This is a genomic window from Micromonospora sp. NPDC049240 (assembly GCF_040647835.1).
Taxonomy (GTDB): domain Bacteria; phylum Actinomycetota; class Actinomycetes; order Mycobacteriales; family Micromonosporaceae; genus Micromonospora.
The window spans coordinates 16,654-41,330 of record NZ_JBEZCX010000016.1 but is presented as its reverse complement, the minus strand read 5'-3'; the positions used below and the strand labels follow the sequence as shown (position 1 = coordinate 41,330).

The 24,677-nt window shown below is 74.8% G+C and carries 25 protein-coding genes; 7 read left to right on the top strand and 18 right to left on the bottom strand.

Features of this window, described 5'->3' with window-relative positions; all coding sequences use genetic code 11:
• Positions 1-330: 330 nt before the first annotated feature.
• The 9 genes from AB0B02_RS23670 to AB0B02_RS23630 all read right to left on the bottom strand — a co-directional run bounded on the left by AB0B02_RS23670 (position 331) and on the right by AB0B02_RS23630 (position 5,371).
• A complete protein-coding gene (locus tag AB0B02_RS23670) occupies positions 331-759 on the bottom strand; it encodes a DUF2267 domain-containing protein (RefSeq protein ID WP_281940685.1) in 429 nt (142 codons plus the stop codon).
• 5 nt (positions 760-764) lie between these two features.
• Positions 765-947 (bottom strand): hypothetical protein, encoded by a 183-nt coding sequence (locus AB0B02_RS23665; protein ID WP_281940683.1) that lies wholly within the window; start codon positions 945-947, stop codon positions 765-767.
• Between the two features lie 111 nt (positions 948-1,058).
• The gene (locus tag AB0B02_RS23660) at positions 1,059-1,457 is read right to left on the bottom strand and encodes a TraR/DksA C4-type zinc finger protein (protein WP_281940681.1); all 399 of its coding nucleotides are present in this window, start codon (positions 1,455-1,457) and stop codon (positions 1,059-1,061) included.
• Between the two features lie 176 nt (positions 1,458-1,633).
• Positions 1,634-2,263: a uridine kinase gene (locus tag AB0B02_RS23655; protein ID WP_281940680.1), complete on the bottom strand. Its 630-nt coding sequence runs from the start codon at positions 2,261-2,263 to the stop codon at positions 1,634-1,636.
• Between the two features lie 101 nt (positions 2,264-2,364).
• The gene (locus AB0B02_RS23650) at positions 2,365-2,970 is read right to left on the bottom strand and encodes a winged helix-turn-helix domain-containing protein (RefSeq protein ID WP_281940679.1); all 606 of its coding nucleotides are present in this window, start codon (positions 2,968-2,970) and stop codon (positions 2,365-2,367) included.
• A gap of 290 nt (positions 2,971-3,260) precedes the next feature.
• On the bottom strand, positions 3,261-3,851 hold the full coding sequence (locus AB0B02_RS23645) for a winged helix-turn-helix domain-containing protein (protein WP_281940678.1): 591 nt from the start codon (positions 3,849-3,851) through the stop codon (positions 3,261-3,263).
• Positions 3,852-3,903: 52 nt separating this feature from the next.
• Positions 3,904-4,395: a rhodanese-like domain-containing protein gene (locus tag AB0B02_RS23640; protein WP_281940676.1), complete on the bottom strand. Its 492-nt coding sequence runs from the start codon at positions 4,393-4,395 to the stop codon at positions 3,904-3,906.
• Between the two features lie 47 nt (positions 4,396-4,442).
• Positions 4,443-4,895: a cysteine dioxygenase family protein gene (locus AB0B02_RS23635; protein ID WP_281940675.1), complete on the bottom strand. Its 453-nt coding sequence runs from the start codon at positions 4,893-4,895 to the stop codon at positions 4,443-4,445.
• Positions 4,896-4,993: 98 nt separating this feature from the next.
• Positions 4,994-5,371, bottom strand: a complete 378-nt coding sequence (locus tag AB0B02_RS23630; protein WP_357303552.1) for a signal peptidase I — start codon at positions 5,369-5,371, stop codon at positions 4,994-4,996.
• A gap of 66 nt (positions 5,372-5,437) precedes the next feature.
• On the opposite strand from AB0B02_RS23630, the gene AB0B02_RS23625 reads away from it, so the two are divergent.
• Positions 5,438-5,830: an ankyrin repeat domain-containing protein gene (locus tag AB0B02_RS23625; protein ID WP_281940672.1), complete on the top strand. Its 393-nt coding sequence runs from the start codon at positions 5,438-5,440 to the stop codon at positions 5,828-5,830.
• 37 nt (positions 5,831-5,867) lie between these two features.
• Entirely contained in the window at positions 5,868-6,842 is a 975-nt protein-coding gene (locus AB0B02_RS23620) for a DUF3500 domain-containing protein (RefSeq protein WP_357303548.1), read from the top strand.
• Here the strand turns inward: AB0B02_RS23620 and AB0B02_RS23615 are convergent.
• The 7 genes from AB0B02_RS23615 to AB0B02_RS23585 form a co-directional block, all read right to left on the bottom strand.
• Positions 6,820-7,581: a class I SAM-dependent methyltransferase gene (locus tag AB0B02_RS23615; RefSeq protein WP_281940668.1), complete on the bottom strand. Its 762-nt coding sequence runs from the start codon at positions 7,579-7,581 to the stop codon at positions 6,820-6,822. The genes AB0B02_RS23620 and AB0B02_RS23615 overlap by 23 nt on opposite strands.
• Before the next feature lie 350 nt (positions 7,582-7,931).
• Entirely contained in the window at positions 7,932-8,429 is a 498-nt protein-coding gene (locus AB0B02_RS23610) for a DUF2231 domain-containing protein (RefSeq protein WP_357303545.1), read from the bottom strand.
• Between the two features lie 76 nt (positions 8,430-8,505).
• A complete protein-coding gene (locus tag AB0B02_RS23605; RefSeq protein WP_357303542.1) occupies positions 8,506-9,246 on the bottom strand; it encodes a GAF and ANTAR domain-containing protein in 741 nt (246 codons plus the stop codon).
• A gap of 183 nt (positions 9,247-9,429) precedes the next feature.
• Complete coding sequence (gene secA2 / locus AB0B02_RS23600; RefSeq protein WP_281940662.1) at positions 9,430-11,724, bottom strand: accessory Sec system translocase SecA2; 2,295 nt, start codon at positions 11,722-11,724, stop codon at positions 9,430-9,432.
• Positions 11,725-11,833: 109 nt separating this feature from the next.
• A complete protein-coding gene (locus AB0B02_RS23595) occupies positions 11,834-13,579 on the bottom strand; it encodes an ABC transporter ATP-binding protein (RefSeq protein WP_281940660.1) in 1,746 nt (581 codons plus the stop codon).
• A 52-nt stretch (positions 13,580-13,631) separates the two neighbouring features.
• A complete protein-coding gene (locus AB0B02_RS23590) occupies positions 13,632-14,720 on the bottom strand; it encodes a zinc-binding dehydrogenase (protein WP_357303537.1) in 1,089 nt (362 codons plus the stop codon).
• A complete protein-coding gene (locus tag AB0B02_RS23585; protein ID WP_281940657.1) occupies positions 14,713-15,726 on the bottom strand; it encodes a Gfo/Idh/MocA family oxidoreductase in 1,014 nt (337 codons plus the stop codon). Before AB0B02_RS23585 ends, AB0B02_RS23590 begins: the two co-directional genes overlap by 8 nt.
• A gap of 220 nt (positions 15,727-15,946) precedes the next feature.
• Between AB0B02_RS23585 and AB0B02_RS23580 the strand changes: the two genes are divergently transcribed.
• The 5 genes from AB0B02_RS23580 (at position 15,947) to ctaD (ending at position 21,690) form a co-directional block, all read left to right on the top strand.
• Positions 15,947-16,927, top strand: coding sequence for a glucosyl-3-phosphoglycerate synthase (locus AB0B02_RS23580; protein ID WP_357303748.1), 981 nt, complete (start codon positions 15,947-15,949; stop codon positions 16,925-16,927).
• A gap of 28 nt (positions 16,928-16,955) precedes the next feature.
• Positions 16,956-18,110, top strand: a complete 1,155-nt coding sequence (locus tag AB0B02_RS23575) for a glycosyltransferase (RefSeq protein WP_281940656.1) — start codon at positions 16,956-16,958, stop codon at positions 18,108-18,110.
• Positions 18,111-18,281: 171 nt separating this feature from the next.
• Complete coding sequence (locus AB0B02_RS23570) at positions 18,282-18,740, top strand: DUF4383 domain-containing protein (protein ID WP_281942638.1); 459 nt, start codon at positions 18,282-18,284, stop codon at positions 18,738-18,740.
• A 126-nt stretch (positions 18,741-18,866) separates the two neighbouring features.
• A complete protein-coding gene (locus tag AB0B02_RS23565) occupies positions 18,867-19,598 on the top strand; it encodes an ATP-binding protein (RefSeq protein ID WP_281940654.1) in 732 nt (243 codons plus the stop codon).
• A gap of 88 nt (positions 19,599-19,686) precedes the next feature.
• A complete protein-coding gene (gene ctaD, locus AB0B02_RS23560; protein WP_281940652.1) occupies positions 19,687-21,690 on the top strand; it encodes a cytochrome c oxidase subunit I in 2,004 nt (667 codons plus the stop codon).
• Positions 21,691-21,808: 118 nt separating this feature from the next.
• On the opposite strand, the gene AB0B02_RS23555 is transcribed toward ctaD, so the two are convergent.
• A complete protein-coding gene (locus tag AB0B02_RS23555; protein ID WP_281940650.1) occupies positions 21,809-22,942 on the bottom strand; it encodes a SigB/SigF/SigG family RNA polymerase sigma factor in 1,134 nt (377 codons plus the stop codon).
• Positions 22,943-23,197: 255 nt separating this feature from the next.
• The gene (locus AB0B02_RS23550; RefSeq protein WP_357303532.1) at positions 23,198-24,613 is read right to left on the bottom strand and encodes a hypothetical protein; all 1,416 of its coding nucleotides are present in this window, start codon (positions 24,611-24,613) and stop codon (positions 23,198-23,200) included.
• Positions 24,614-24,677: the final 64 nt, after the last annotated feature.

The following is a 24,677-nucleotide window of genomic DNA, read 5'->3' as shown; positions in this document are numbered from 1 at the left end:
CCGCGCCACCGTCGTGCTGACCCGGGGTCGCACCGCCGTCGGCCGGGCCCTCCAGGCCGCTGCCGCCGCTGGTCTGGATGTCGTCGTCGTTCAAAGCCATGGGTGCTCCCTCGGTGTGCCGCCCCGCCTGTTCCCGGGGTCCGTGTGCAGCGGGTGGTACCCCACGTCCGATCGTCTCTAACCCCACCGTAGACGCCCGAACCCGGGCGCACGGACGGTTCGCTGGCGAAGGCGGCCGGCCCGGTCGGCCCGGCGGGCCGGGCTGCCGGTCTCCCGGACGCCGACGGCCCGCCCCGCCGAGGGGGCGGGACGGACCGGGGTGGCGCCGGCTCAGGGAATGAGCTGAGCCAGGTCTCGCGGCATGGCGGACTTCACGTCCTGCCACTCGCCCTGCGTGACGTGCCGGCGCAGCGTGTCCAGCACCACCTGCACCACCCGCTGCGCGCCGCCCGACACGTCGTACGGGAAGCCCTGCCGGACCTCGTAGAGGAAGTCGTCGCGGTTGAGCTTGATCGGCACGTTCTCCGGCTGCCAGCCGTCGAAGTAGATGCCGCGCAGCAGCACCGGCAACTGCTGGGCGAACTCGGCGCTCTCCGGCACCGGCAACCGGTCGCGCAGCAGGTGCAACACGGTGCGCAGGGCCGCGTACGACTGGTTGCGGCGCTCCGGCGGCCAGCCGTACGCCGACTCGATCTCCTTCAGGATCACGTTCGTCTTGTCCAGCGAGGACTCGAACGCGGACATCAACTGCTCAGCCATCCGGCTCACCCCCGGGTGTCGGTCTCCCAGCGTCGGTCGTCGGCGCGTCGCGGTGGGCCGCTGGGCCCCCGCCACAGCCGGGTCGGGCTGAACCGGCCGGGCCGCCCGCGCCGCTCCGGCACGTCGGCGCTGCCGACCACGTGCAGGACGCCGCCGCGGCGTCGATCCGCCACCACCCGTACCGTCATGACCCCACCTCCTCGTCGGGGCGCGCGGGCCGGTGCGTCCGCGCGCACCGTCCATGCTGCGCGGCGGCCGGGTGAGCCGGCCTCACCCGGAGCGGGTGAGTGCGCGGAACCTCAGGCCGCGCGTCGCTCGCGGGTCTGCTTGCAGGCCACGCAGGAGGTGGCCGACGGGAAGATCTCCAGCCGCTCCACCGGGATCGGCGCGGCGCAGCCCTCGCAGAAGCCGTACGTGCCCTCGTCGAGTCGGGTCAACGCGCGCTCGAACTGGGCCCGTCGGTCCAGGATGGTGCGCAGCAGGGACTGGGCGGTGTCCCGCTCGGCGGTCTTGGTGCCGCTGTCGGCCTGGTCGTCGCCGGCGGTGTCGCCGACCTCGACCAGCCGCAGCACCTGACTCTGCATCACGGCCTGGTCGTACTCCGCGGTCAGCTCGTCGTACCGGGACCGCAGGGACTGCCGGATCTGGTCGGCCTCCGCCTGGGAGCGGCCCGTGGCTGTCGTGTCGTGGACGAGCATCGCTGCCTGCCTTTCCTGCGGCTCGACCCGGCCCTGGCGGCGACGCCGACGGCCCGGTCCGAACGGGAACGCACGGGCGAGATCGCCCGTGCTCTGTGAGCCGGGCGATTACCCCTGCCCCCGGCGGGCCAAACCGGAGATTTCCTGGCACTTTCCCGTGAGTTCGGACCGCCTGGTCAGGCCCGTTCGACGAGCGCCGGATGGCGCGGGTCGTCGGCGCGGACCACCACGTCGGCGAAGGAGGCCGGGTCGACCTCGTCGGCGTAGCGGGCGAACGCCGGCAGCGTCCAGCGCCACGCCGGGTCGGTGCGCCGGGCCAGCGCCGCCGGGGAGAGCACCAGGTGCACGGCGACGTCGAACGCCAGCGTGCCGCCGAGCAGCAACGCGCCACTGACCAGGACCACCCCGCCGGCCGGCAGATCCTGGTACGCGGCCCGGCTGGCCCGGTCCGCGTCGGCGTCCCAGAGCGACGGCAGCACCCGGCCGGTGCCGTCCGGGCCGGCCGGGTCGAGCACCTCGCGGCGCAGGCCAGGCTCGTCGAGCCACCCCTCGTAGTACGCGTCCGGGTTGGTGCGGCCCTGCTCCAGGCGGACCGAGGCGGGGCGGAGGAAGTCGGCGGCGCGGACGTGCAGGGCCGGCCGGCCGGCGGCGCGCAGCGGGTCGACGAGCGCGGCGGCGAGCGCGTCCGGCCCGGCGGCGGGCGGCCCGTCGACGGCGACCCGTAACCGGCCGGACGCCTCGGTGCGGGCGAGGCGACCGGTCAGCTCGGCGACGAGCCGGTCGGGGCTGATCGGGCGGACGCGCATCCGTCCATCCTGCCCGGCCGGCGGCGTCGGTCCACCACCGGTTCGCATCCGGGCGGTCGGGGCTCCGTCCGGTGCGCGGTCGACGGTGGCGGGCGCGGTGGTCAGCCGGTGCGGTCGATGGTCACCCGGGCGTCGTCGGCGAGCCGGTAGCCGACGCCGTAGACGGTGGTGACCAGCGGGACGTCCACCCCGACCTTGCCGCGCAGCCGGCGTACGTGCACGTCGACGGTGCGGACGCCGGCGTGCTCGTACCCCCAGACCGCGTTGAGCAGTTGCAGCCGGGTGAACACCCGGCGCGGATGGGCGACCAGGTGCAGCAGCAGGTCGAACTCCAGGCGGGTCAGCGGCAGCGGCTCGCCGTCGCGCAGCACCGACCGGGAGGACGCCAGGATGTGCAGCGTCGGGATGGTCGGGGCCAGCGGACGGGCCGGGCTGCGTCCGGCCGGCACGTCGGGCCGGCGGTCCGCGCCGGCGGGGCCGGTGCTGACCACCGCGTCGCCGCCTTCGAGCAGCTCACGGGCCGCGTCGAGGAGCCGGCGGGCGGCCGGGGTGAGCGACTCCTCGCAGGCCAGCGGGATGTTGAGGGTGACGGTGAGCACGGGGGTGGCGGCGTTGGCGGGGCGACGCTGGCCGCCGGGCGGACGGCCGGGGACCGCGGGTTGGGACGTATGCCATCCGGCGCGCGACGAGGCGGGGCTGACCGACATGGTCCTCCTTGGCTGGTCCGGGTATCTCCCCACGGCCCGGGACGCCGCTGCATCGATGCTTCCCGGCGCTTGTGCGAGGGTCAAGGGGCCACTGCGTTGCATGAATGTGACAATTGGCGAACACATCGGAGCCGAGTGCTCGCTCTGCGTACGAGGTCCGTTGATTACAGCAGAGCGACGACACGCGCCGGTATCGGGGGTCCCCGGCCGGTTCACTGTGGCGGGCGCGACGGCGACGTGAACGCGGCGCACCCGGAATCCGGGTGCGCCGCGGGTCGGTCCGGGCCGGCTCAGGCGTCGCGGTCCACCTCGATCGGGGCGTCGTCGGCGAGCCGGTACCCGACGCCGTAGACGGTGGTCACCAGCGGCGTGTCCGGGCCGAACTTGGCCCGCAGACGCCGGATGTGGACGTCCACGGTGCGGGCCACCGCGTGCTCGTAGCCCCAGACGTTGCTGAGCAGTTGCAGCCGGGTGAAGACCCGGCGCGGGTGCTCGGCGAGGAAGAGCAGCAGGTCGAACTCGATCCGGGTCAGGCCGACCTCGACGCCGCCGTGCCGGACCCGTCGGGTGCCGGTGAGCAGGCGTATCCCGCCCGGCCCGGTGGCCGGTGACGCCGGTGTCGGCTCGGCCGGTGCCGCGGGGACGCGGCGCAGGTCGAGCACGGCCCGGGCGGCCCGGTGCTCGTCCGGCCGGACCAGTCCCTCCCCGGAGGCGGCCAGCTCGTCCAGCAGGTCGGCCAGCCGGGCCAGGCCGGGCGTGAGCGGACCGGCGCTCAGGTCGAGCGTGATGGTCAGGGTCGGTGCGGTACGCGGCCGGGGCGCGGGCGCCCGGTCGGGGCGGCCGGTACGGGCCGGACGGGTGTTGAGGGCGACGACGGACATGGGAGCCTCCTGTGCGGGCGGTCGCCCCGCCCCGCCGGGTGCGGCGGGACGGTCAGCGGAGCGCCCGGCCGGCGGTGACCGGGGGCGCGGTGGACGAGGGTCGGGGCGGCGGGGTGGGGCCGAGGGTGGGCAGGCCGGCGATGCGCCAGGCCGCGAAGCCACCGGCCACGTCGGTGGCGCGGTGCAGGCCGAGGTCCTGGAGGGCGGCGGCGGCCAGCGACGAGGTGTAGCCCTCCTGACAGAGGACGACCACCGGCACGTCGTAGTCGACCGCCTGCGGCAGGCGGGCCGCGCACCGCGGGTCGAAGCGCCACTCCAGCACGTTGCGCTCGACGGTGAGCGCGCCGGGCACGGTGCCGTGCGCGGCCCGCTGGCCGGCCGGGCGGATGTCGACGAGCAGCGCGCCGCCCCGGTGGGCGAGGTGCGCCTGCTCGGGGTCGAGGCGACGCAGCCGGGCGCGGGCGGCGGCGAGGATCTCGTCGATGCCGCGCGAGCCGGACGGAGGGACCGGACAGCTCTCGGCGGGGGCGGGGTTCTGCGCCATGATGGCGTCCTTCCGTTCGGCGGGAATCGGGGGCGGGGTCGCCGGGCTCACCACGCGACGCCGGCCTCGGCCACCTCGGCGACCCGGAGCCGGCCGGCGTCGAGGTGGTAGCGGGTCATCCGGCGCAGCGCCGGCCGGTAGACGTGCACGCTGACCGCCGGCTCGGCGGATCGGTTGGTGACCTGGTGCACGTGCCGGGCGCCGAAGCGCCGGCCGGCGCCGGCGGCGAGGCGGTGCGGACGCAGCCGGCCACCGCTGACCGTCTCCTCGACGAGCACGCCGGCGACGACCAGGAAGGCGCCGGACGAACCACCGTGGTCGTGCAGGTCGGTGCCCTGTCCGGGCAGCCAGCTCAGCGCCCACACCTCGTACGCGGCGTCGGCGTGCAGCCGCGCGTACCACCGTTCGGACCGGTCGAAGCACAGCGGCACCGGCCAGCCGGCCGGGTCGACCCAACGGGCGGCGACGGTGAGCAGGTCGGTCGGGTCGGAGCTGGTCATCGGCGGAGCGTCCTCACGGTGCGGGGCGGAGCGTGCTCACACACTTTAGACGGCAAAGCCTATAGGTTTAGTAGGTAATACCACATGGCGGGACGCGGTCAGCGGACCACCGGCGGGTCCACCCGGTAGCCGGGCACCGAGGGCCAGCGGACGGTGAGCACGGTGGACGCCCGCTCGGCGTACCAGGAGTGGTCCACGCCCCGGCCCCAGACCACGTAATCCCCGGGCGCGCGCAGCACCACCGTCCGGTCCGGCAGCTCGACCCGGAACGCGCCGCTGATCAGCACCAGCAGCGCGGTACGCCGCTCCCCGGTGGCCCACCGGGACCGGGTCTCCCCCGCCGGGTGCACGCCCCACTTCACCTCGACCTCGGCGCTGTGCCGGACGTCGCCGGCCGGCTTGAAGTGCCCCAGCAGCCACCCCGCGTCGGTCGCCCCGTCCACCGCCGCGTTGCCCACGTAGACCCGATCGTCCATCTCGCCTCCCGTGCCGGCTGCGCAAGCTACCAGGCGGCGCCGGCCGCGACGCCCCAACCTGGGCGGGTGCCCGACGAACTGGACGCCGAGACCGTCGCCTTCGCCCACCGGATGTTCGACCTGGCCCGCGCCGGCGAGACCGCGGAACTGGCGGCCAACGTGGACGCGGGACTGCCGGTCAACCTGACCAATGCCAAGGGCGACACGCTGCTGATCCTGGCCGCCTACCATGCCCGGCCGGAGACCGTGGCCGCGTTGCTCGACCGTGGCGCCGACCCGGGCCGGGTCAACGACCGGGGGCAGACCGCGCTGGCCGCGGCCGTGTTCCGGCAGAACGCGGCAGCGGTCCGGGCGCTGCTCGACGCCGGCGCCGACCCGGACCACGGCGCCCCCTCGGCGGTGGAGACCGCCCGGTTCTTCACGCTGCCGGAGATGCTGACGCAGCTCGGGCGCGACTGAGCACCCGGGGCCGCCGCGCGGGGCGTATACAGGTGCGGTGGAGGATCCCGTACCCGAGCAGATGCGCACCGCGGCCACGGCGCTGCTGGCGGCGCTGGACGAGCCGGCCCGGCGACGCGCCCGGCACGAGTTCGACGACGAGCCGGCCCGCCGGTGGCTCGAGTACCGGCCCCGGCCACGGCCCGGCGTCCCGGTCGCCGACCTCGACGTCGCCGCCCGCAAGGCCGCCCACCGGCTGCTCGCCACCGCGCTCAGCCCCGCCGCGTACGCGCAGGCCATGACCGTGGTGGCGCTCGAAGAGGTGCTGGACCGGGCGGAGGGCTGGCGGCGCGGCCGGCACAGCGGCGACTACTGGGTCGCCATCTTCGGCGACCCGGCCCGCGACGACCGCTGGGCGTGGCGGTTCGAGGGGCACCACCTGTCGGTGAGCATGACGGTCGCCGACGACCAGGTCTCCCCCGCCCCGATCTTCCTCGGCGCGAACCCGGCCACCGTGCGGCACGCCGGCCGCCCGGTCTCCCGGCCGCTGGGCCCGGAGGAGGACCTGGCCCGCGAGCTGCTGGATGCGCTCGGCCCCGGCGGGCGGGCCGCCGCGGTGATCGCCGAGGAGGCCCCGGCCGACATCATCAGCGCCACCCGGGCCACCGCGCCCGGCCGGCTCGACCCGCTCGGCGTGCCCCGGGGCCGGCTCGGGCCGAGCGGGCGCGCGCTGCTCGACCGCCTGGTCGCGCTCTACCTCGACCGGCTCCCGGCCGACCTGGCCGCCCAGGAGGCGGCCCGACTCGACGGCGGTGAGCTGCACTTCGCCTGGGCCGGGCCGGTGGAGCCGGGCCGGCGGCACTACTACCGGGTGCAGGGCGACGACCTGCTGATCGAGTACGACAACACCACCGACGACGGCAACCACGCGCACACCGTGCTGCGCCGCCCGGCCGGCGACTTCGGCGCCGACGTGCTGGCCGCGCACCACGCCGCCGCGCACCGCCCGGTCAGCGGCGACGCGCCTCGATGAGGAACCGCCGGGCGTGGGCCACGAACGGCCCCTCGGCCCGAATCCGCTCGTCCAGCCGGCGCAGCGCGGCCCGGTGCCGGCCGACGGTGAAGCCGGGCACGGTCCAGACCACCTTGCGCAGGAACCAGACCACCGCGCCGATGTCCTGGAAGACGGTACGCAGCGTGGCGGTCCGCAGGTCCACCACGGTCAGTCCGGCGGCCTCGGCGGCGGCGACCGCGTGCTCCGGGTGACGGTGCTCCGGTGGTGGCAGCGGCCCGAGGATCGCCTCGCTGAGTTCCCGGACCGTGCCGGGGCCGATCTGCTGGGAGAGGAAGCTGCCGCCTGGGCGCAGCACCCGGGCCACCTCGTCCCACCGGGTGTCCACCGGGTGCCGGCTGACCACCAGGTCGAACGCCGCGTCGCGGAACGGCAGCGGCGGCCGGTCGCCGACCCGGACGACGTGACCACCGACGCGGCTCAGGTTGCGCCGGGCCACCGGCACGTTCGGCGGCCAGGCCTCGGTGGCGACCAGCAGCGGTGGCGGCGCGGACGCCGCCTCGGCCAGCACCTCGCCGCCGCCGGTGTCGATGTCCAGGGCGGCGTCGACGGCCGCCAGCCGGGCCCCGACGAGACGGGCGTAGCCCCACGGCGGGCGCTCCTCGGTGGCCCGCCCGGCCAGCCAGGAGAAGCCCCATCCCTCGACCGGCGCCGCTTCGGCCTCGGCGACCAGTTCGTCGAACCCGCGTTCGGTGACCATGGGCCCGAGCCTGCCGTCGGTCGACGACGGCCGGCAACACGATTTCCGTGCCCGGGCTCCGATCTCGGCGGGCCCGCCTGCTCGGATTCGCGCCGCCCGGCGCCCACCGCCCGGCACCCGGCACCCGGCACCCGGCACCCGGCACCCGGCACCCGGCAAGCGTGACGGCGCGTCCGGCGGTGCGGTTACACAGAGTCACAGCCCGGGGGAGACGCGGCCCGGTATGCGGTATGCCTCCTGGTCATAATTATGACCAGGAGGCATACCGGTTTCACCTCGTCCACTCTCCCCGCCGCGACACGCCCGGGAGTGGCCTCACCGAAACCATGGAGGCGAGGGCTCGGTGGTGGTCAGAAGGGGCGCGGACGGACGATCTCGACGGTGGCGCCGGGGATCGTCTCCAGGCCGGTCGGCTCGGCGGCGCGGCCCCGGTCGGACTGCTGCATCAGCCGCGCGCCCAGGCCCACCCCGACCGCGCCCACCGCCAGCGCCACCAGCTCGGTGGCGAGCTGGCCACCGGTCGCGCCGCGCTGCGGCGCGTGCGCCCGGATCAGGCAGGTGAGCAGGAACATCGCCGCCATCACGGCGTTGACCAGGTTGAACGTGATGGCGGTCCGGTTGGCGCGGCCGATCCGCACGTCCCACAGGTCGACCAGCCCGGCGACCGTGGCGAGCCCGGCGGCGACCAGCGCGGCGACCGCCGTCCAGTAGCCCACCTCGCCGAGGAAGGCCGGACCGCCCGCCACGTCGGCCAGGTCGAACACCGCGGCGCTGACGAAGAGCCCGAACGGGAACGTCACCAGCATCGGTTGGATGGGGTGCCCGTGCACCCGAAGTCGGCTCTCCATCGCGTCCTCCCCACGTCGGCGCGGCTCACCAGTCCAGGGTGCTACCCGACCCCCGGTGGGACGAAACGACTGTCGGTCAGTTGTCCCGGGGACGGGAGACGGTGAGCACCAGCCGCTGGGCCACCTCGCGCAGCGGGATGTCCAACGAGGACGCGGCGCTGCGGAGCACGCCCAGCGCCTCCGCCGCGGGACAGCCCCGCTGTGTCATGATCACCCCGACGGCCTGCCCGATCACTCCCTCGGCCAGCAACGCGCCGTCGAGCTGGTCGGCCCGGGCGGCCGCCCGCTCCCGGTCGCGGACCGCGGCGAGCAGCAGGCCGGCGTGTTCGGCGAGCAGCATCGCGGTGAGCTGGTGACTCGGCGTGAGCGCGCCGGGTGCCGACGCGTACAGGTTGATCGCGCCGATGACCTGCTCGTCCACGTCGACCGGCGCGGAGATCACACCGTGCACGCCGAGCGCGCGGGCGCGGATGCTCCAGGTCGGCCAGCGTGACTCCTCCGCCAGCCCGCCCGCGATGATCATCTCGCGGCGGCGGATCGCGGTCAGGGCCGGCGTGTCCGGGCCGTGCCGCAGGTCGTCCAGCTCGGCGCACCGCGGGTCGGAGGCGGCCACCCCGGCGGGCTCGCCGGCGCGCAGCGCGGTGAAACCGCAGCAGTCCACGCCGGGCACCGCGTCCCGGGCGATCCGGACCAGGCGGTCCAGCGCCTCGTCGAACTCGGCGACACCGATCAGGCCGGCGGTCAACTCGCGCAGCAGCGCGGCGGTCTCCAGCACGCCCAGGTCCTCGGTCATGGGTAGACGGGTGTCGAGGTTCACCGCACCACGGCCCCCACCGCCCCCGCGTCCGTCCGCGCGGTGTTCCCGTCCGGCGCCGTTGCCTGTGCCATGTTCGTCCTCTCTTCGACGGAGCCTCGGCCTACTACCCCCGCCGACCGACCTCGAAACCGCGCAAAAAGCCCCTTCCGGCCGTACTCGGCTGGAAGGGGCCTGCGCGCCGGGTCAGCGGGACCCGGAGATGAGCCGCCGGCCCACCGAGGCGATCAGCCGGTCCAGCTCCGAGCCGAACGGGTTGTCGTGCACGAGGTACGTCCAGGTGGCGCTCGGCCGCACCAGCTTCGACGCGTCCGGCTCCCACCCCTCGTCGAACTCGGTCTCCTCGAACGTGGCGATGGTGCGCGTCTCGATCTCCGGCATCAACGCGTTGAACGCCGGCACCGCGCTGCGGTGGAACTCGTCGAGCGGGTCGAGCCGGCCCAGCGCCCGCAGGTGCACGCCCTCCCGAACCTCGGACAGCTCGGCCAGGTGCTCGGCCCACAGCCGGTCCAGGTGGTAGAGCGCGATCGAACGGGACACCTCGGCGAGCAGGTCCTCGTCCATCTCGCCGGCCTTCTCCGGCACCCGCTCCAACAGCATCAGCGCGGCGATGTCGGTGGTCAGTAGCCGCTCCCGCCGCTCGGCGAGCGCCTTGCGCTGCTGCTCGATCACGTGGCTGTAACGCCAGGTGTTGCGGTGGATCTCGTGGTTGACGCCCTCGGCGACCCGCTGGGCGTGCTCGACCGCGTAGTCCACCTGCGGGTCGGTGACCAGGCCGTCGGCGTTCATCCGGGGTGACGCCGGCACGGTGTCGCCGGCGTGCCGGACGACCAGGTCGTCCTCCAGGCTGACGAAGAAGACCGAGCCGCCCGGGTCGCCCTGCCGGCCGGCCCGGCCGCGAAGCTGGTCGTCGACCCGGCGGCTGTCGTGCCGGCCGCTGCCGATCACGTAGAGGCCGCCCAGTTCGGCGACCCGCTCCTGGTCGGACTGGTCGCTGCCGCCGAGCCGGATGTCGACACCCCGGCCGGCCATCTGGGTGGAGACCGTCACCGAGCCGTGCGCGCCGGCCTCGGCGATGATGCCGGCCTCCTCGTCGTCGTTCTTGGCGTTGAGCACCACGCACGGCACGTCGGCGGCGCGCAGCGCGGCGGCCAGCCCCTCGGACTCCTTCACGTCGAGCGTGCCGACCAGTACCGGACGCCCCGCCCGGTGGCAGCGCGTGATCTCGTCGACCAGCGCCTCCTCCTTCTCGGCGCGGGTGGCGTAGATCCGGTCCGGCTCGTCCTCCCGGACGCACGGGGTGTTCGGCGGGATCACCGCCACCTCGAGGCCGAAGAACTCCCGGAGCTGGTCGCCGACGAGCACCGCGGTCGCGGTCATCCCGCAGACGGTCGGGTAGAGCGCGATGTACGCCTGCACGGTGACGGTGCCCAGCACCTCGCCCTCGGCGCTGGCGTCCAGCCCCTCCTTCGCCTCGACCGCGGCCTGGAGCCCGTCCGGCCAGCGGCGGCGCTGCGCGACCCGGCCGCGCATCTCGTCGATCAGCTCGACCGAGTCGTCCCGCACGATGTAGTCGACGTCGCGGTGCAGCAGCGCGTGCGCGTGCAGCGCCACGTTCACCGCGGAGAGCTGCCCGACGTGCTCCTCGTCGTAGAGGTCGATGCCGCCGAGCTTCGCCTCGACCGTGGCCAGACCGACCGAGGTGAAGGCCACGCTGCGGCCGTCCTCGGCCACCGTGTAGTGCTTGCCCTTGCGCAGGCCACGCACCAGCGCGGCGGCGGCGTGCACCGGGTCCTGCTCGCCGGGGACCGCGCCGGCGAGCACCATCGGCACCCGCGCCTCGTCGATCAGGATCGAGTCGGCCTCGTCCACGATCGCGGTCTTCAGCGGCGGCTGCACCCGCTCGGCCACGTCGGTGACGAGCTGGTCGCGCAGGTAGTCGAAGCCGGCCTCGCTGACCGACACGTAGGTGACGTCGCAGCGGTAAGCGGCACGGCGCTCCTCCGGCGTGGACGCCTCGTTGACCCACCCGACGGTGAGCCCGAGCAGCGTGTAGACCGGCTGCATCCACTCGGCGTCGCGGCGGGCCAGGTAGTCGTTGACGGTGAGCACGTGCACCGGGCCGTTGCCGAGCCGGACGTGCCCGTACGCGGCGACGGTCGCGGTGAGCGTCTTGCCCTCACCGGTGGCCATCTCGGCGACCTTGCCGGAGAGCAGCGCCATGGCGCCGAGCAGCTGCACGTCGTAGGGGCGCTGGTCGAGCCCGCGGCGGGCCGCCTCGCGGCCGATCGCGCAGATCTCCTCGTACTTCTCGGCCCGGCCGGCGGCCTCGGTCAGCTCGGCGTCGGAGAGCTGCTCCAGCTCGGCCTCGCGGGACTCGATCGCCGGCAGCAGCTTCTCCAGCGGGGCCAGGTCGACCGTCGTCCCCGGGCGCTGGAGGAACCGGCGGAACCTGGTCTTGAACCGTTGCGACACACCCATGAGCCGCAACGGTACGCGAACCGCAGCCGATTGTGACCCCCGCCCACCGTCGGAGCCGGACCGTGTCCGGAAATCACCGGCCCGACCGGTTCCCGACCGTCCGGGCGGATCAGGCCACGAGCAGTTGGTGGGCGGCCAACTCCCGGTAGAGCGGGCTGGTGGTGGTCAACTCGTCGTGGGTGCCGACCGCCACCACCCGGCCGCCGTCGAGCACCACGATCTGGTCGGCGTCCACCACCGTGGAGAGCCGGTGCGCCACGATCAGCAGGGTACGGCGCACCGCCACCGCGTCGATCGCCCGCCGCAGCGCCGCCTCGTTGCGGGCGTCGAGGTTGCTGGTCGGCTCGTCGAGCAGCAGCACCGGCGGCCCGGCCAGCAGCGCCCGGGCGATGGCCAGCCGCTGCCGCTCCCCGCCGGAGAGCAGCACGCCGCCCTCCCCCACCTGCACGTCCAGCCCGTCCGCGGTCCGGTCGGCGAGGTGGCCCAGGTTGACCTCGTCGAGCACCGCGCGCAGCCGGTCGTCGGTGGCGCCGGGCGTGGAGATCAGCAGGTTGTCCCGTAGCGTGCCGGCGAGCACCGGCGCCTCCTGCTCCACGTAGCCGAGCCGGGCGCGCAGCGCGTCCCGGGGCAGTTCCCGCACGTCCACGCCGTCCAGGCGGACCGCGCCCTCGCCCGCCTCGTAGAAGCGCTCGACGAGCGCCAGCAGGGTGGACTTGCCGGCGCCGGACGGGCCCACCAGGGCGGTGCGGGTGCCGGCCGGCACCGTGAAGCTCACCTCGTGCAGCACGGGCGGGCCACCGGGATAACCGAAGCCGACCCGGTCGAACTCCACCCGGGCCGGCGCGGCGGCGGCCGGCACGTCCACCCGCCCGGGCCGGTCGCCGGCGCTCTCGCCCGGCACGGTGAGGATCTCCTCGATCCGGGCCAGCGCGCCCAGCCCGCTCTGCAACTGGGTGTACGCGTGCACCGCCTGGCCCAGCGGCAGCACCAGGAAGAACAGGAACATGACGAACGCGACCAGGTCGCCCACGCTGATCGCCCCGGCCGCCACCCGCGCCCCACCCACGGCCAGCACCAGCAGGAACGCGCCCTGCACGGTGACCGCGCTGACCGGTCCCACCACCGCCTGGGCACGGGCCACCCGCTGCCCGGCGTCGTACGCCGCCGTCGCGCTGGCCACCACCGTGCCGGTCTCCCGTTCCTCGGCGCGGCTGGCCCGGATGGTCCGCGCCGCGGAGATGGCCCGCTCGACGGCCGAGGTCATCTCACCGACGCGTTCCTGGGCGCGGCGGGACAGCCCGCGCACCCGGCGGGCGACCGTGACGGCGAACCCCACGCCGACCGCTACCGACGCCAGCGTCACGCCGAACAGCAGCGGGTCCAGCAGCAGCATGGCCGTGCCGGCGCCGGCCACCATCACCGCCCCGGTGACGGTCTCGAAGAGGCCGGACGTGACCACCGCCCGCAGCAACGTCGTGTCGGCGCCCACCCGGGACAGCAGGTCGCCGGTGCGGCGCCGGTCGTACTCGGCGATCGGCAGGCGCAGCAGGTGGCCGGCGAGCCGCCGCCGGAGGCCCAGCACGAGCCCTTCGGCGGTGCGTTGCAACAGGTAGTCGCGGAGCCCGCCGAGCAACGCGCCGACCAGCACCAGCGCGACCAGCGCCACCACCAGCGGGGCGGCCGGGCGGTCGGCGGTGATCCGGTCCAGCACGGTGCGGGTGAGCAGCGGTTGGGCCAGCGCGGCGGCGGCCCCGGTGAGCGACAACGCGCCCACCGCGACGAGGGTGCCGCGGTGGGCGCGCAGGTAGGGCAGCAGAGCGGCGAGTCCCGGCGTCGGGCCGGCGTCGGCGGTCATGACCGAACGGTAGCCGGGCACCGCACCGGGTTCGGCCGGGGTCGTGCCCCGGTCAGCCGGTCAGCACCACCTGCAACTCCGAGCGGCGCCGCTCGGCCAGGTCGGTGAGCAGCGCCGGCGCCTCGTCCAGCGGCACCACCGCGGAGACGAGATGCTTGCGGATCTGGTCGCCGTACTGGCGCAGCAGCTCCACCGTCTCCGCGGAGAGCCGCTCCCGGTCCCAGGTCGGGGCCAGCCCGCGCGGCACCCGGCCGATCTGCGCGCAGCGCAGCGACAGTCCGTTGTGGTGGAACTCCTCGCCGAGCCGGACCGCGTCCGCGCCGCCCTGGTAGAACGCCAGGTCGATCACCGTGCCCTGGGGCCGCAGCAGCCGCAGCGCGAGCTGCAACGCCCAGTCCTGGCCGCGACACTGGAAGACCACGTCCGCGCCGCGGTCCCCGGCGGCGTGGTTCCACCGCGTCTTGAGCACCATGGCCGGGTCGTCCGCCTCCGGGTCGAGCGTCTCCAGGCCGAGCGCCTCGGCCACCTGCCGGCGGGCCGGGGTGGGGTCCACCACGACCACCGAGGCGGCCCCGTGGCGGCGCGCGAACAGCGCGGTGAGCAGCGCGACGACGCCGCTGCCGACCACCGCCACCCGGCGGCCCCGGACCCCGTCGCCAAGCGTCCGGACGTCGGTGCCGCACAGGTCGGCGGCGGCGTGCAGCAGACCGTTGGCGCAGATCGGTCCCATGTGCGCCACGTAGACGCCGAGCAGCGGATCGAGGTCGTCGGGCAGCGGCACGAACCGTTCGGCGACCGGATCGGCCACCCAGCCGCTGCGGTGCCCGTACGTCATCGCGCCGACCGTGCCCACCGCGACCGCCGGGGTGCGGCTCTCCACCACGCGACCGACCTGCATGTAGCCGAGCCGGGTCACCGGGTACGGGGTGCTCGCCCCGCCCGGCTGGAACAGGCCGAGACCGGCGTTCCAGGTGACGTGCAGGTACGGGTTGGTGCCCTTGACGTAGCTCAGCTCGGTGCCGGCGGAGACGCCGCTGTAGAGCGTCTCCACCCGGAACGTGCCCTCGCGCAGCTCGGGCGCGTCCTGCTCGACCAGGTCGACCCGGCCGGGGCCGCTGACCACCACCACCCGGTCACGCATCGACGGTCACCCCCGCGTCGGCCACCGCGGCGGTGGGCCGGGCCGCCGGGCCGGTCGGCAGCGCCACCGGCCGGCCGGTCCGCGCCGACTCGGCCACCGCGAGCGCCAGCCGTTGGGTGCGCAGCGCCTCGGCGTACGGGACGCGCACGTCGTCGCCGACGCCCCGGACCGCGTCGACGAACGCCCGGTCGACGGCGACCCGCGCGTCGTCCGGGTCGGCGGGCACGTGCCGCTCGCCGTCGGCGTCGGAGATCGTCAGGCCGTCCTCGGCCAGCGACAGCGCCAGCCCGTCGGCGAGGATCTCCAGGCCGGCCCGGTGCTTCCAGGTGAGCACGCAGGCCGCGGCGAGCGTGCCGACCGCTCCGGAGGCGAACCGCAGCGTGGCCGCGGTCACCGAGTCGATGTCGGCGCCGTCGACCGGCGGCGGGGTGCCGTCGCCGTACGCGGTCACCTCGGTGACCTCGCCGACCAGCACCCGGATCAGGTCGAGCACGTGCGCGGCCTGCTCCACCACCGGACCACCGGACCGGTCCCGCCGTGCCCACCAGGCCACCGGCGGCACCTTGTCCAGCCAGGCCCCGTTGACCATCCGCACCGGACGGTCGGCGAGCAGCCGCCGGGCCTCCTCCACCACGCGCAGGTAGCGCCAGTGGTGGCCGACGCCGGTGCGCAGCCCGCGCTGCTCCACCAGCGCGGCGACCCGCTCGGCCGTCTCCAGGTCGACCGCGACCGGCTTCTCCACGAACATCGGCACGCCGGCGGCGATCACCGCCTCCTCGGCCGGGCCGTGCGCGAACGGCGGCACGCAGACGTACACCGCGTCCGGGCCGGCGGCGAGCAGCTCGGCCACGTCGGCGAAGACCCGGCCGCCGTACGTGCCGGCGAGCGCCTCCGCCGCCTCCGGCGCGACGTCCGTCACGCCGAGTAGTTCCACGTCCTCGAAGCCCGTGAGCACCCGGGCGTGGCGTTGCGCCACCCCACCGGCCCCGACCAGTCCCACCCGCATGCTGCCGCCCTCTCGACGTGACTGAAAGACTGCGGACAGCACTCCCCCCGGTGCTGACGCGGCAAACGCGACCTCGCGCGCAACGTGACGTTCATCCCCGTGATCACAGCGGTGGGCAGGATCGGTTAGCGCGGGTTCAGAACTGGGAAACACATACTTGCGATTCCGCAACTAATGGGGGGTGCCCGTGCGGGAATCAGATTCGATCGTCTCACCTGTGGTGGAGGCGTGGGCCACGTACCGCACCAGTGCGGCCGGCGACTGGCCGGCCGACCGGCTGGTGCGGGCCAAGGGGACCAGCCGGGTCAGCGTGGTGCTGCCGGCGCGTAACGAGGAGGCCACGGTCGGCGCGATCGTGTCGACCGTCCGTGAGCACCTGATGGACCGCGTGCCGCTCGTCGACGAGCTGATCGTGGTGGACTCCCGGTCCACCGACCGGACCGCCCAGGTGGCCCGCGCGGCCGGCGCCGAGGTGGTGGGGCAGGACGCGATGACGCGCGGGCTGCCGCGGCTGACCGGCAAGGGCGACGCGCTGTGGGCCGGGCTGGCCGCGGCCGAGGGGGACGTGGTCGCGTTCATCGACGCCGACCTGCGGGAGTTCCGGCCGCACTTCGTCACCGGGCTGCTCGGGCCGCTGCTCACCGACCCGAGCGTGGAGTTCGTCAAGGGCTTCTACCACCGGCCGCTGGTCGGTGCCACCGGGGTCGAGCCCGACGGCGGCGGCCGGGTGACGGAGCTGATGGCCCGACCGCTGCTCAACCTGTTCTGGCCGGAGCTGGCCGGCTTCGTGCAGCCGTTGGCCGGCGAGTACGCGGGCCGCCGCACCGTGCTGGAGCGGGTGCCGTTCGTCACCGGGTACGGCGTCGAGACGGCGATGCTCATCGACCTGCTGGAGCTGGTCGGGCTGGACGCGCTGGCCCAGGTCGACCTGGGCGAGCGCAAGCACCGGCACCAGGACACCGCCGCGCTGGGCCGGATGTCGGCGCAGATCATGCTGACCGCCTGGTCCCGGCTGCAGCGGCGCGGCTGGGCGACGCCCGGGACGATGCCGACCCCGCTGCTCACCCAGTTCCGTCGGGGCGGCTCGGAGGCGCTGCCCAACCTGGACCGGGAGATCGTGGTCAACGACGTCTCGGTCGAGGAACGCCCGCCGCTGGCCCAGTTGCGGCACCGCGTCCCGCGCCGCCGGGTCGCCGCGTGAATCCGACAGCCGAGAGAAGAGGCAGCGCATGACGTTCACCGTGCTGATGAACGCCGGGCCGTGGCTGTCCGTGCCACCGCCCGGATACGGCGGGATCGAGAACGTGGTGGCCACGCTGGTGCCGGAGCTGCGCCGCCTCGGCGTCCGGGTGGTGCTCGCCTCGGTGCAGAGCAGCACGCTGCCGGTCGACGAGAAGATCGCGGTCTTCCCGGACGGGCAGTTCCACGCGTTGCAGCGGCCGTACAACCAGGTCTGCGGCGTGTCCCAGGCGCACCTGGCGCACGTGGTGCGGGCGGTGCACGCCCGCGACGACATCGACCTGGTGCACGACCACGTGGAGGCGGTCGGGCTGGCCACGCTGGCCGCGATGGGCCCGGACGCGCCGCCGGTGCTGCACACCCTGCACTGGGACCTGGCCAAGCATCCGGAGCTGTACGGCAACCTCGACGGCGGGGACCGGGTGCGGGTCAACGGGGTGTCGGCCTCGCAGCTCGCCCGCGCTCCCCGCGCGCTGCGGGAGCACTCGGTCGGCCACGTGCACCTGTCCACCCCGCTGGCGGTCGACGCGGACCGCCGCCCGGCGACGCCCAAGGGCGACCACGTGGTGATCCTCGGTCGGATCAACCCGGGGAAGGGGCAGGACCTGGGCGCCCGACTGGCCCGGGAGGCCGGCTTCCGGCTGGTGCTGGCCGGCCCGGTCGGGCCGTACCACCGCCCGGAGGACCTGGCCGCGGCCGGTGACGAGGCGCGACAGAACCCGGACGTGCGGTTCTTCCACGACCACGTCGCCCCGTACGTCGACGGTGACCGGGTGCGCTGGGTCGGCACGGTGGCCGGGCAGGAGCGCGACGACCTGGTCGCCTCCGCGCGCGCGTCGTTGTTCCCGCTGCGCTGGGAGGAGCCGGGCGGCACGGCGGTGGTCGAGTCCCTGTCGCTGGGCACTCCGGTGGTGGCCACCTCGCGGGGCTGCCTGCCGGAGCTGATCGAGCACGGCCGCACCGGCCTGCTCACCGCCGACGAGGACGAGCTGGGCGACCTGGTGCTCGCCGCCGGCCGGCTGGACGCCGACGAGTGCCGGCGCGAGGCGGCCGACAGGTTCACCCCGGCCCGGATGGCCGAGCGTTACGTCGCGCTCTACGACCGGGTCCGACAGGGCGCCGCACGACCGTTGCAGCCCGCCTGATCGACGGCACCACCGCCGGCCCGGCCGCCCTCCCGTAGCCGGGCCGGCGTCTGCCGCCGGTGGGCCGGCGTGGCCCGGCCTTCGGCGCGGGTGGGCCGGCGTTTGCCGCCGGTGGGCCGGGGAAATCGTCGGCTTCCCCGCGGTGGCGAGGAGGCCGGCGTGACCAACTCGATGGCGCACTCCCGGGCGCGGCGCAACCCGGCCGACGGCCGGGCGCCGGTGCGCCGGGCCGCCTCCGGCGTCGCGGTGCTCCTGCTGCTGCTCGGCGTGCTGGGCTTCGTGCCCGGCGTCACCAGTTCCTTCGCCGACCTGCGGTTCGCCGGACCGGCGTCCGGCGCCCGACTGCTCGGGCTGTTCCAGGTGTCGGTGGTGCAGAACGTCGTCCACCTGGCGTTCGGCGTCGCCGGCCTGCTGCTGTCCCGGACGGTCGCCGGCGCCCGGGCGTTCCTGCTCGGCGGTGGCGCGGTCTACCTGGTGCTCTGGCTGTTCGGCCTGGCCGTCGACCGGCGTACCGAGGCGAACGTGCTGGCGGTGAACGGCGCCGACACCTGGCTGCACCTGCTGCTGGGCGCCGCCATGCTGACGCTGGGCCTGCTCGCCGGCCGCCGCGACCACCACCACCGCCGCTGACCGTCCCGGCGCGGCTGCGGTGCGCCGCCAGCGTGACCTGCGACGGCACGCGCCGGATGGCCGGTTTCGGTGGTCCGGGGGGCGGGTACGTCGAGAGCCTCCCGACGAGTTGGAAACGAGGGCCCGATGTCGACCCGGATCAGGTGCGAGGTCCGCGACGAGTCCCCGGTCACCGTCGTACGGTTGGCCGGTGCGCTCGACCTGGGCACGATGCGTGCGGTGCACGAGGTGCTCGACCGCTGCCTCGCCGCGCAACCGGACGCGCTCGTGGTCGACCTGGAGGAGATAGACGTCACCGACCCGCTGGCGCTGTCGGTGTTCGCGGCGGCGGCCCGGCGGGCGGCCGACTGGCCGGCGGTGCCGATGGTGCTCTCCGCCCCGCCCCGGGAGACCGCCGCCTGGCTGAGCGAGACCACCGCCTGCCGGGTGGTGCCGGTGCGCCGGGACTGCGCGGAGGCGACGGCGCTGGCCGGCACCGCGGCGTCACCACGGCTGCGGGCCCGGCTGGAACCGGTCGCCGGGGCCTGCCGGCGGGCCCGGGAGCTGGTCACCGAGGCGTGCGGCCGGTGGAACGTGCCGGAACTGGCCGGTCCGGCCTCGCTGGTGCTCAGCGAGCTGGTCGGCAACGTGGTCCGGCACGCCGGCACGCCGATGCACGTCACGCTGACGCTGCGCCGACCGTACCTGCGGGTGGCGGTGATGGACGGCAGCCCCGCCGAGGCGTACGCGGCGACCGACCGTGATCCCCGCGCGGAGGGCGGCCGGGGGCTGATGCTGGTGCGGGAGCTGACCCAGCGGTGGGGCAGCACGCCGGTCGGCGCCGGCAAGGTCGTCTGGGCCATGCTCCCGGCAAACTGACCGAATTCTCCGCTCTCGCCTGGTTTCATGGGCAGAGGGGACGGGTACGCGCGCCCGTCCTGTCTGTCGTCACCTGGGGTGAGATGCGATGCCCAAGCGAGTAGTCACGGATCCGGCACACGACCGGGGGCCGGCGATCCTCGCGCCGGCCCGGTTCGGCGGATATCCCGGCCCGGTCCGGGAGGCGGTGAAGGGCAACTCGCTGTGGCGGTTGCTGCGCTCCACCGACGCCAAGTTGATCGGCCTGCTCTACCTGGGCACGTCGTTCGCGTACTTCATCATCGGCGGCTTCATGGCGATGCTGATCCGCGCCGAGCTGGCCCGGCCGGGGATGCAACTGCTCTCCCCCGAGCAGTACAACCAGATGTTCACCATGCACGGCACGATCATGCTGCTGCTGTTCGCGACGCCGATGGTGTTCGGGTTCGGCAACTATCTGGTGCCGTTGCAGATCGGCGCGCCGGACGTGGCGTTCCCCCGGCTCAACGCGTTCGCGTACTGGCTCTACTTCTTCGGCGCGGCCATCACGGTGGGCGGGTTCTTCACGCCGCAGGGCTCGGCGGACTTCGGCTGGACCGCGTACACGCCGCTGAGCACCGCGCAGCACTCGCCGGGCGTGGGCGCGAACATGTGGGTGGTCGGGCTGGCCGTCTCCGGTCTGGGCACGATCCTCGGCGCGGTCAACATGATCACCACGATCCTGACCCTCCGCGCGCCCGGCATGACCATGTTCCGGATGCCGATCTTCACCTGGAACCTGCTGCTCACCAGCGTTCTGGTGATCTTCGTGTTCCCGCTGCTGGCGGCCGCGCTGTTCGCGCTCGCCTCGGACCGGATCCTGCACTCGCACGTCTACGATCCGACCACCGGCGGGCCGATGCTGTGGCAGCACCTGTTCTGGTTCTTCGGGCACCCCGAGGTCTACATCATCGCGCTGCCGTTCTTCGGCATCATCACCGAGATCATCCCGGTCTTCTCCCGCAAGCCGATCTTCGGCTACACCGGGCTGGTGCTCGCCACGCTCGCCATCACGGTGCTGTCGATGGCGGTCTGGGCGCACCACATGTTCGCCACCGGCCAGGTGCTGCTGCCGTTCTTCAGCATCCTGAGTTACCTGATCGCGGTGCCGACCGGGGTGAAGTTCTTCAACTGGATCGGCACCATGTGGAAGGGGCAGCTCACGTTCGAGACGCCGATGCTGTTCGCCGTCGGCTTCCTGGTCACGTTCCTGCTCGGCGGCCTGACCGGCGTGCTGCTGGCCAGCCCGCCGGTCGACTTCCACGTCACCGACTCGTACTTCGTGGTGGCGCACTTCCACTACGTGCTCTTCGGCACCATCGTGTTCGCCGCGTTCGGCGGCATCTACTTCTGGTTCCCGAAGATGACCGGCCGGCTGCTCGACGAGCGGCTGGGCAAGATGCACTTCTGGACCATGTTCCTCGGCTTCCACGCCACGTTCCTGGTGCAGCACTGGCTCGGCAACGAGGGCATGCCCCGCCGGTACGCCGACTACCTGCCCAGCGACGGCTTCACCGGGCTCAACGAGATCTCCACCGTCGGGTCGTTCGTGCTCGGCGCGTCCACGCTGTTCTTCATCTACAACGTCTGGAAGTCCTGGCGGTACGGCGCGATGGTCACCGTGGACGACCCCTGGGGGTTCGGCAACTCGCTGGAGTGGGCCACCACCTGCCCGCCGCCGCTGCGCAACTTCGACCGGATGCCCCGGATCCGCTCGGAGCGGCCGGCGTTCGACGCCAAGTACGGCCCGCTCGTCTCCGACCTCGGCCGTGACCTGCCCCAGCGCACCACCAAGCCGCCGCAGAGTTTCGCCGAGGAGTTCCACCACGTCCGGTACGCGAAGGAGTCGCCGGCCGCCGAGGGCGCGCACGGCGCCCGGGAGGCCGTCGAGTACCAGCCCGCGCCGCAGTCCGGCGCCCGGCCGGTGGTGGTGCCGGAGCCGGAGGACGTGCGCCGCCCCAGCTTCGAGGAGACCGACGAGCCGGAGGAGACGATCCTCGGCGCCCCGCGCGAGGACCAGCCGAACGAGCGCTGGCGGCACCCGCGCGGCCACGGCGACACCCCGGAGAACTGAAAGGAGGGGCCCCCTGTTAACGCCTCCGGCAGAGCAGGGGGCCCCGCTTAACACCACGTATGACGCGCACCGTGCCGGCCCGTCGTCGTCAACGGGCCGGCACGTGGCGTGCGGCAGCTCAGTCGGCGGCGGGCAGGCCGGCGGCGGTGAGCGAGCGGCGTACCGCGGGCTGCACCCGGGTCAGCCGCAGCGGCACCCCGGTCCGGGCGGCGGCGTCCCGGCCGGCCATCAGCGCGGCGATTCCGCCGGCGTCGAAGCCGCCCGCGCCCACCAGGTCGACCACCACCTCGCGGGGCTGCCCGGTGACCGCCTCCAGCACCGCCCGGCGCAACTGGTCCGCGCCGGCCCGGTCCACCTCGCCGCCGACCTCGACGACCACCCGGTCGCCGTTCTGCCGCACCGAGATCCGGGACCTCGCCGGCTCCGCCTCGGCCGTGCCGTTCTGCCAGGGCGGCGGCGCGTCGGCGAGCATCGCCTGGCGCAGCCAGGTCAGCGCCCGGGACAGCAGCCGGGACACGTGCATCTGGGAGATGCCGAACCGGGCCGCGATCTCGGCCTGGGTCTGGTTGCCGTAGAAGCGCATGGCGAGGATCCGCCGCTCCCGCCAGGGCAGTCGGTGCAGCAGGCCGCTGACCGTGACCCGGTCGTCGACCGACTCCAGCGCGTTGTCGGACTCGCCGACCAGGTCGCCGAACTCGGCCGAGCTCTCGCCGCCGACCGGCGCGTTGAGCGAGGCCGGGCTGTAGCCGGCGGCCGACTCCAGCGCGGCGAGGATCTCCTCCTCCGGCGTCTCCAGCCGCTCGGCCAACTCGGCGACCGACGGGGCCCGGGACAGCTCGCTGGTCAGCGTCGCGGTCGCCTGCCCCACCTCGAGGATCAGGTCGCGCAGCCGGCGTGGCACGTGCACGCCCCAGGTGCGGTCGCGGAAGTGTCGCTTGATCTCACCGACGATGGTGATCGCCGCGTACGCGGTGAACGAGCCGCGCTCCGGGTCGTACCGGTCGACGGCGTTGACCAGGCCGAGGCGGGCGACCTGTTCCAGGTCCTCCAACGGCTCCCCGCGACCCCGGTACCGGCGGGCCAGCCGCCCGGCGAACGGCAACGCGAAGCGGACCAGGTCGTCCCGTGCCTCCTGCCGCCGCTCGGGTGGCAGCCCCTCGATCCGGGCCGCGTACGCGAGCGCCGCCGCGTCGAGGTCCTCCAGGCCCCGCTCGGTGGTCGGTGGGGTGGGTGTGGTGGTCTGTCCGAACATCCGCGCCTCCCTCGCCGAAGATCCCCCGCCCGGCCGGAACCGGTTGCGCGCGTGGTCGGGCCACGCCCCGGGTGAGGACGTTGGTTACGTGACGGATACGTCGGAAGCGGTGGCTGCCCGCCGCGCGGCGTCGTGGGCCGAGTCGCGGCGAGCGGTCTTCCCGCTCCGTAGGTACTCAATCACGGACCGTCGGTTCGCGAGGATGTTTCGCCAGGTTGGCCGGCGGGCCGTGCCCGTCGGCGTGGTGGCCCGCGCTCAGCAGACCAGCAGGCCCTGGTGGGCGCCCGCGTCCCGGAGCGCGGCGAGCGCCTCCGCCATCGGCATCGGCGGCGGCGCGGGCAGGTCGCAGGGCTGGTTGCGCAACACCTCCGTGGCACGTCGGGTCGGTACCGAGGTGACCGGGTATCCGCGGGCCGCGCCCCGGTCCAGGGCCCGCCGCCGGCGCCCGAAGCCGGCCACCGCCAGCCACTGGGACAGGCCGGCGAGCGCGGGCGAACGCAGGCCGGGCGGTTCCGGCAGCACGTCCACCGAGCTGAACGGCTCACTGCCGGCGAGCCACCACTCGGCGCCCTGCACCCGGCGCCGGGTGGCGTTCTCGCACCAGTAGGGCACCAGGCCGGCGCGCAGCACCTGTCCCGGGTCGAGCAGCCGGCCGCACTCCACCACCAGCCGGTCGCCGGTCTTGCCGGCCCGGCGCAGCCAGCGTCGGTAGAGGTCCGCGGTGGCCGCGCTCAGCGCGTCCGGCTGCGGCACGACCACCCGGTGCAGCGGGTGGCCCCGCGTGTCGCCCCACTCCCGGGCGCCGTGCTCGAAACCGGACTCCACGCCGTGTTCGGCGAACGCCGCCGACGCCGTGACCTCCGGGGCACGCCAGCGCGTCTCGTCGCCGCCGGCCGCGCGCAGCACGTGGCGCAGCGCCGGGGCGTCCGGGTGGAAGTCGACCGGGTCGAGGCCGCTGGCCGGGCAGCCGGCCTGGAAGCTGTGGCCGCCGCCGTCGTCCCGCACCGGCCACGTACGCGCGTCGTGCAACAGCAGCACCGGCGCGGCCGGCTCCAGCCGGTCGGCCAGGAACCGCGCGTACGCCTCGGGCAGGGTCCGCCAGCGGACCGCGAGCGTGACCGCGGCGCCGACCGCCACGCCCCGGCTGGCGGGGCAGTGCACCTGCCGCACGTGCACCCGGGGGTTGCCGGCGAGCAGCCGGCCGGCCAGCGCGGCACCGTGGTCGAGCGCGGCGTCCGGACGGTCCACCGTGCCCCGGCCCCACTGCCCGGCGAGTTCGAAGCCGGCGGGCAGCCAGGGCACGCCGAGCGCCACCGCGAGGTGGGCCGCGGCACCGTGCGGCGAGCCGAGCACCGCCCCGGGCCAGCGCCGGCCCGGGTACTGGGCGACGAACCAGTCGGCCACCCGCTCGGCGTCGACGCGGGCGATCTGGGCGGCGGTGAGCGCCGCCCGACCGGCCGCGCGGCCGGCGGCGACGCGCCGTACCGCCTCCGGCGCCCCGCCGAGGCGGGACAGCGAGCCGGCGTGACCGAGGTCGCCGCAGTCGTCGCCGCGCAGCGCCCGGGCCGTCGCGGCGACCAGGATCCGGGCCGCGCTGCCCGCCGCGACCACCCGGTCACCGGGCAACGCGGTGCCGGCCGCCGGTCCGCGCTCGACTCGTTCGCTCACCACGCGGGCCGGCTTCCCGTCCGTCTGGGGTCTAAACGGGTCATCTCCCCACGCGCCGGACCAACCC

Excerpts from the sequence above, each read along its gene's own strand:
- AB0B02_RS23670 (WP_281940685.1), bottom strand. The coding sequence starts at position 759 with ATGGCTGAGCAGTTGATGTCCGCGTTCGAGTCCTCGCTGGACAAGACG.
- AB0B02_RS23665 (WP_281940683.1), bottom strand. The coding sequence starts at position 947 with ATGACGGTACGGGTGGTGGCGGATCGACGCCGCGGCGGCGTCCTGCAC.
- AB0B02_RS23660 (WP_281940681.1), bottom strand. The coding sequence starts at position 1,457 with ATGCTCGTCCACGACACGACAGCCACGGGCCGCTCCCAGGCGGAGGCC.
- AB0B02_RS23655 (WP_281940680.1), bottom strand. The coding sequence starts at position 2,263 with ATGCGCGTCCGCCCGATCAGCCCCGACCGGCTCGTCGCCGAGCTGACC.
- AB0B02_RS23650 (WP_281940679.1), bottom strand. The coding sequence starts at position 2,970 with ATGTCGGTCAGCCCCGCCTCGTCGCGCGCCGGATGGCATACGTCCCAA.
- AB0B02_RS23645 (WP_281940678.1), bottom strand. The coding sequence starts at position 3,851 with ATGTCCGTCGTCGCCCTCAACACCCGTCCGGCCCGTACCGGCCGCCCC.
- AB0B02_RS23640 (WP_281940676.1), bottom strand. The coding sequence starts at position 4,395 with ATGGCGCAGAACCCCGCCCCCGCCGAGAGCTGTCCGGTCCCTCCGTCC.
- AB0B02_RS23635 (WP_281940675.1), bottom strand. The coding sequence starts at position 4,895 with ATGACCAGCTCCGACCCGACCGACCTGCTCACCGTCGCCGCCCGTTGG.
- AB0B02_RS23630 (WP_357303552.1), bottom strand. The coding sequence starts at position 5,371 with ATGGACGATCGGGTCTACGTGGGCAACGCGGCGGTGGACGGGGCGACC.
- AB0B02_RS23615 (WP_281940668.1), bottom strand. The coding sequence starts at position 7,581 with ATGGTCACCGAACGCGGGTTCGACGAACTGGTCGCCGAGGCCGAAGCG.
- AB0B02_RS23610 (WP_357303545.1), bottom strand. The coding sequence starts at position 8,429 with ATGGAGAGCCGACTTCGGGTGCACGGGCACCCCATCCAACCGATGCTG.
- secA2 (WP_281940662.1), bottom strand. The coding sequence starts at position 11,724 with ATGGGTGTGTCGCAACGGTTCAAGACCAGGTTCCGCCGGTTCCTCCAG.
- AB0B02_RS23595 (WP_281940660.1), bottom strand. The coding sequence starts at position 13,579 with ATGACCGCCGACGCCGGCCCGACGCCGGGACTCGCCGCTCTGCTGCCC.
- AB0B02_RS23590 (WP_357303537.1), bottom strand. The coding sequence starts at position 14,720 with ATGCGTGACCGGGTGGTGGTGGTCAGCGGCCCCGGCCGGGTCGACCTG.
- AB0B02_RS23585 (WP_281940657.1), bottom strand. The coding sequence starts at position 15,726 with ATGCGGGTGGGACTGGTCGGGGCCGGTGGGGTGGCGCAACGCCACGCC.
- AB0B02_RS23575 (WP_281940656.1), top strand. The coding sequence starts at position 16,956 with ATGACGTTCACCGTGCTGATGAACGCCGGGCCGTGGCTGTCCGTGCCA.
- AB0B02_RS23570 (WP_281942638.1), top strand. The coding sequence starts at position 18,282 with ATGGCGCACTCCCGGGCGCGGCGCAACCCGGCCGACGGCCGGGCGCCG.
- AB0B02_RS23565 (WP_281940654.1), top strand. The coding sequence starts at position 18,867 with ATGTCGACCCGGATCAGGTGCGAGGTCCGCGACGAGTCCCCGGTCACC.
- ctaD (WP_281940652.1), top strand. The coding sequence starts at position 19,687 with ATGCCCAAGCGAGTAGTCACGGATCCGGCACACGACCGGGGGCCGGCG.
- AB0B02_RS23555 (WP_281940650.1), bottom strand. The coding sequence starts at position 22,942 with ATGTTCGGACAGACCACCACACCCACCCCACCGACCACCGAGCGGGGC.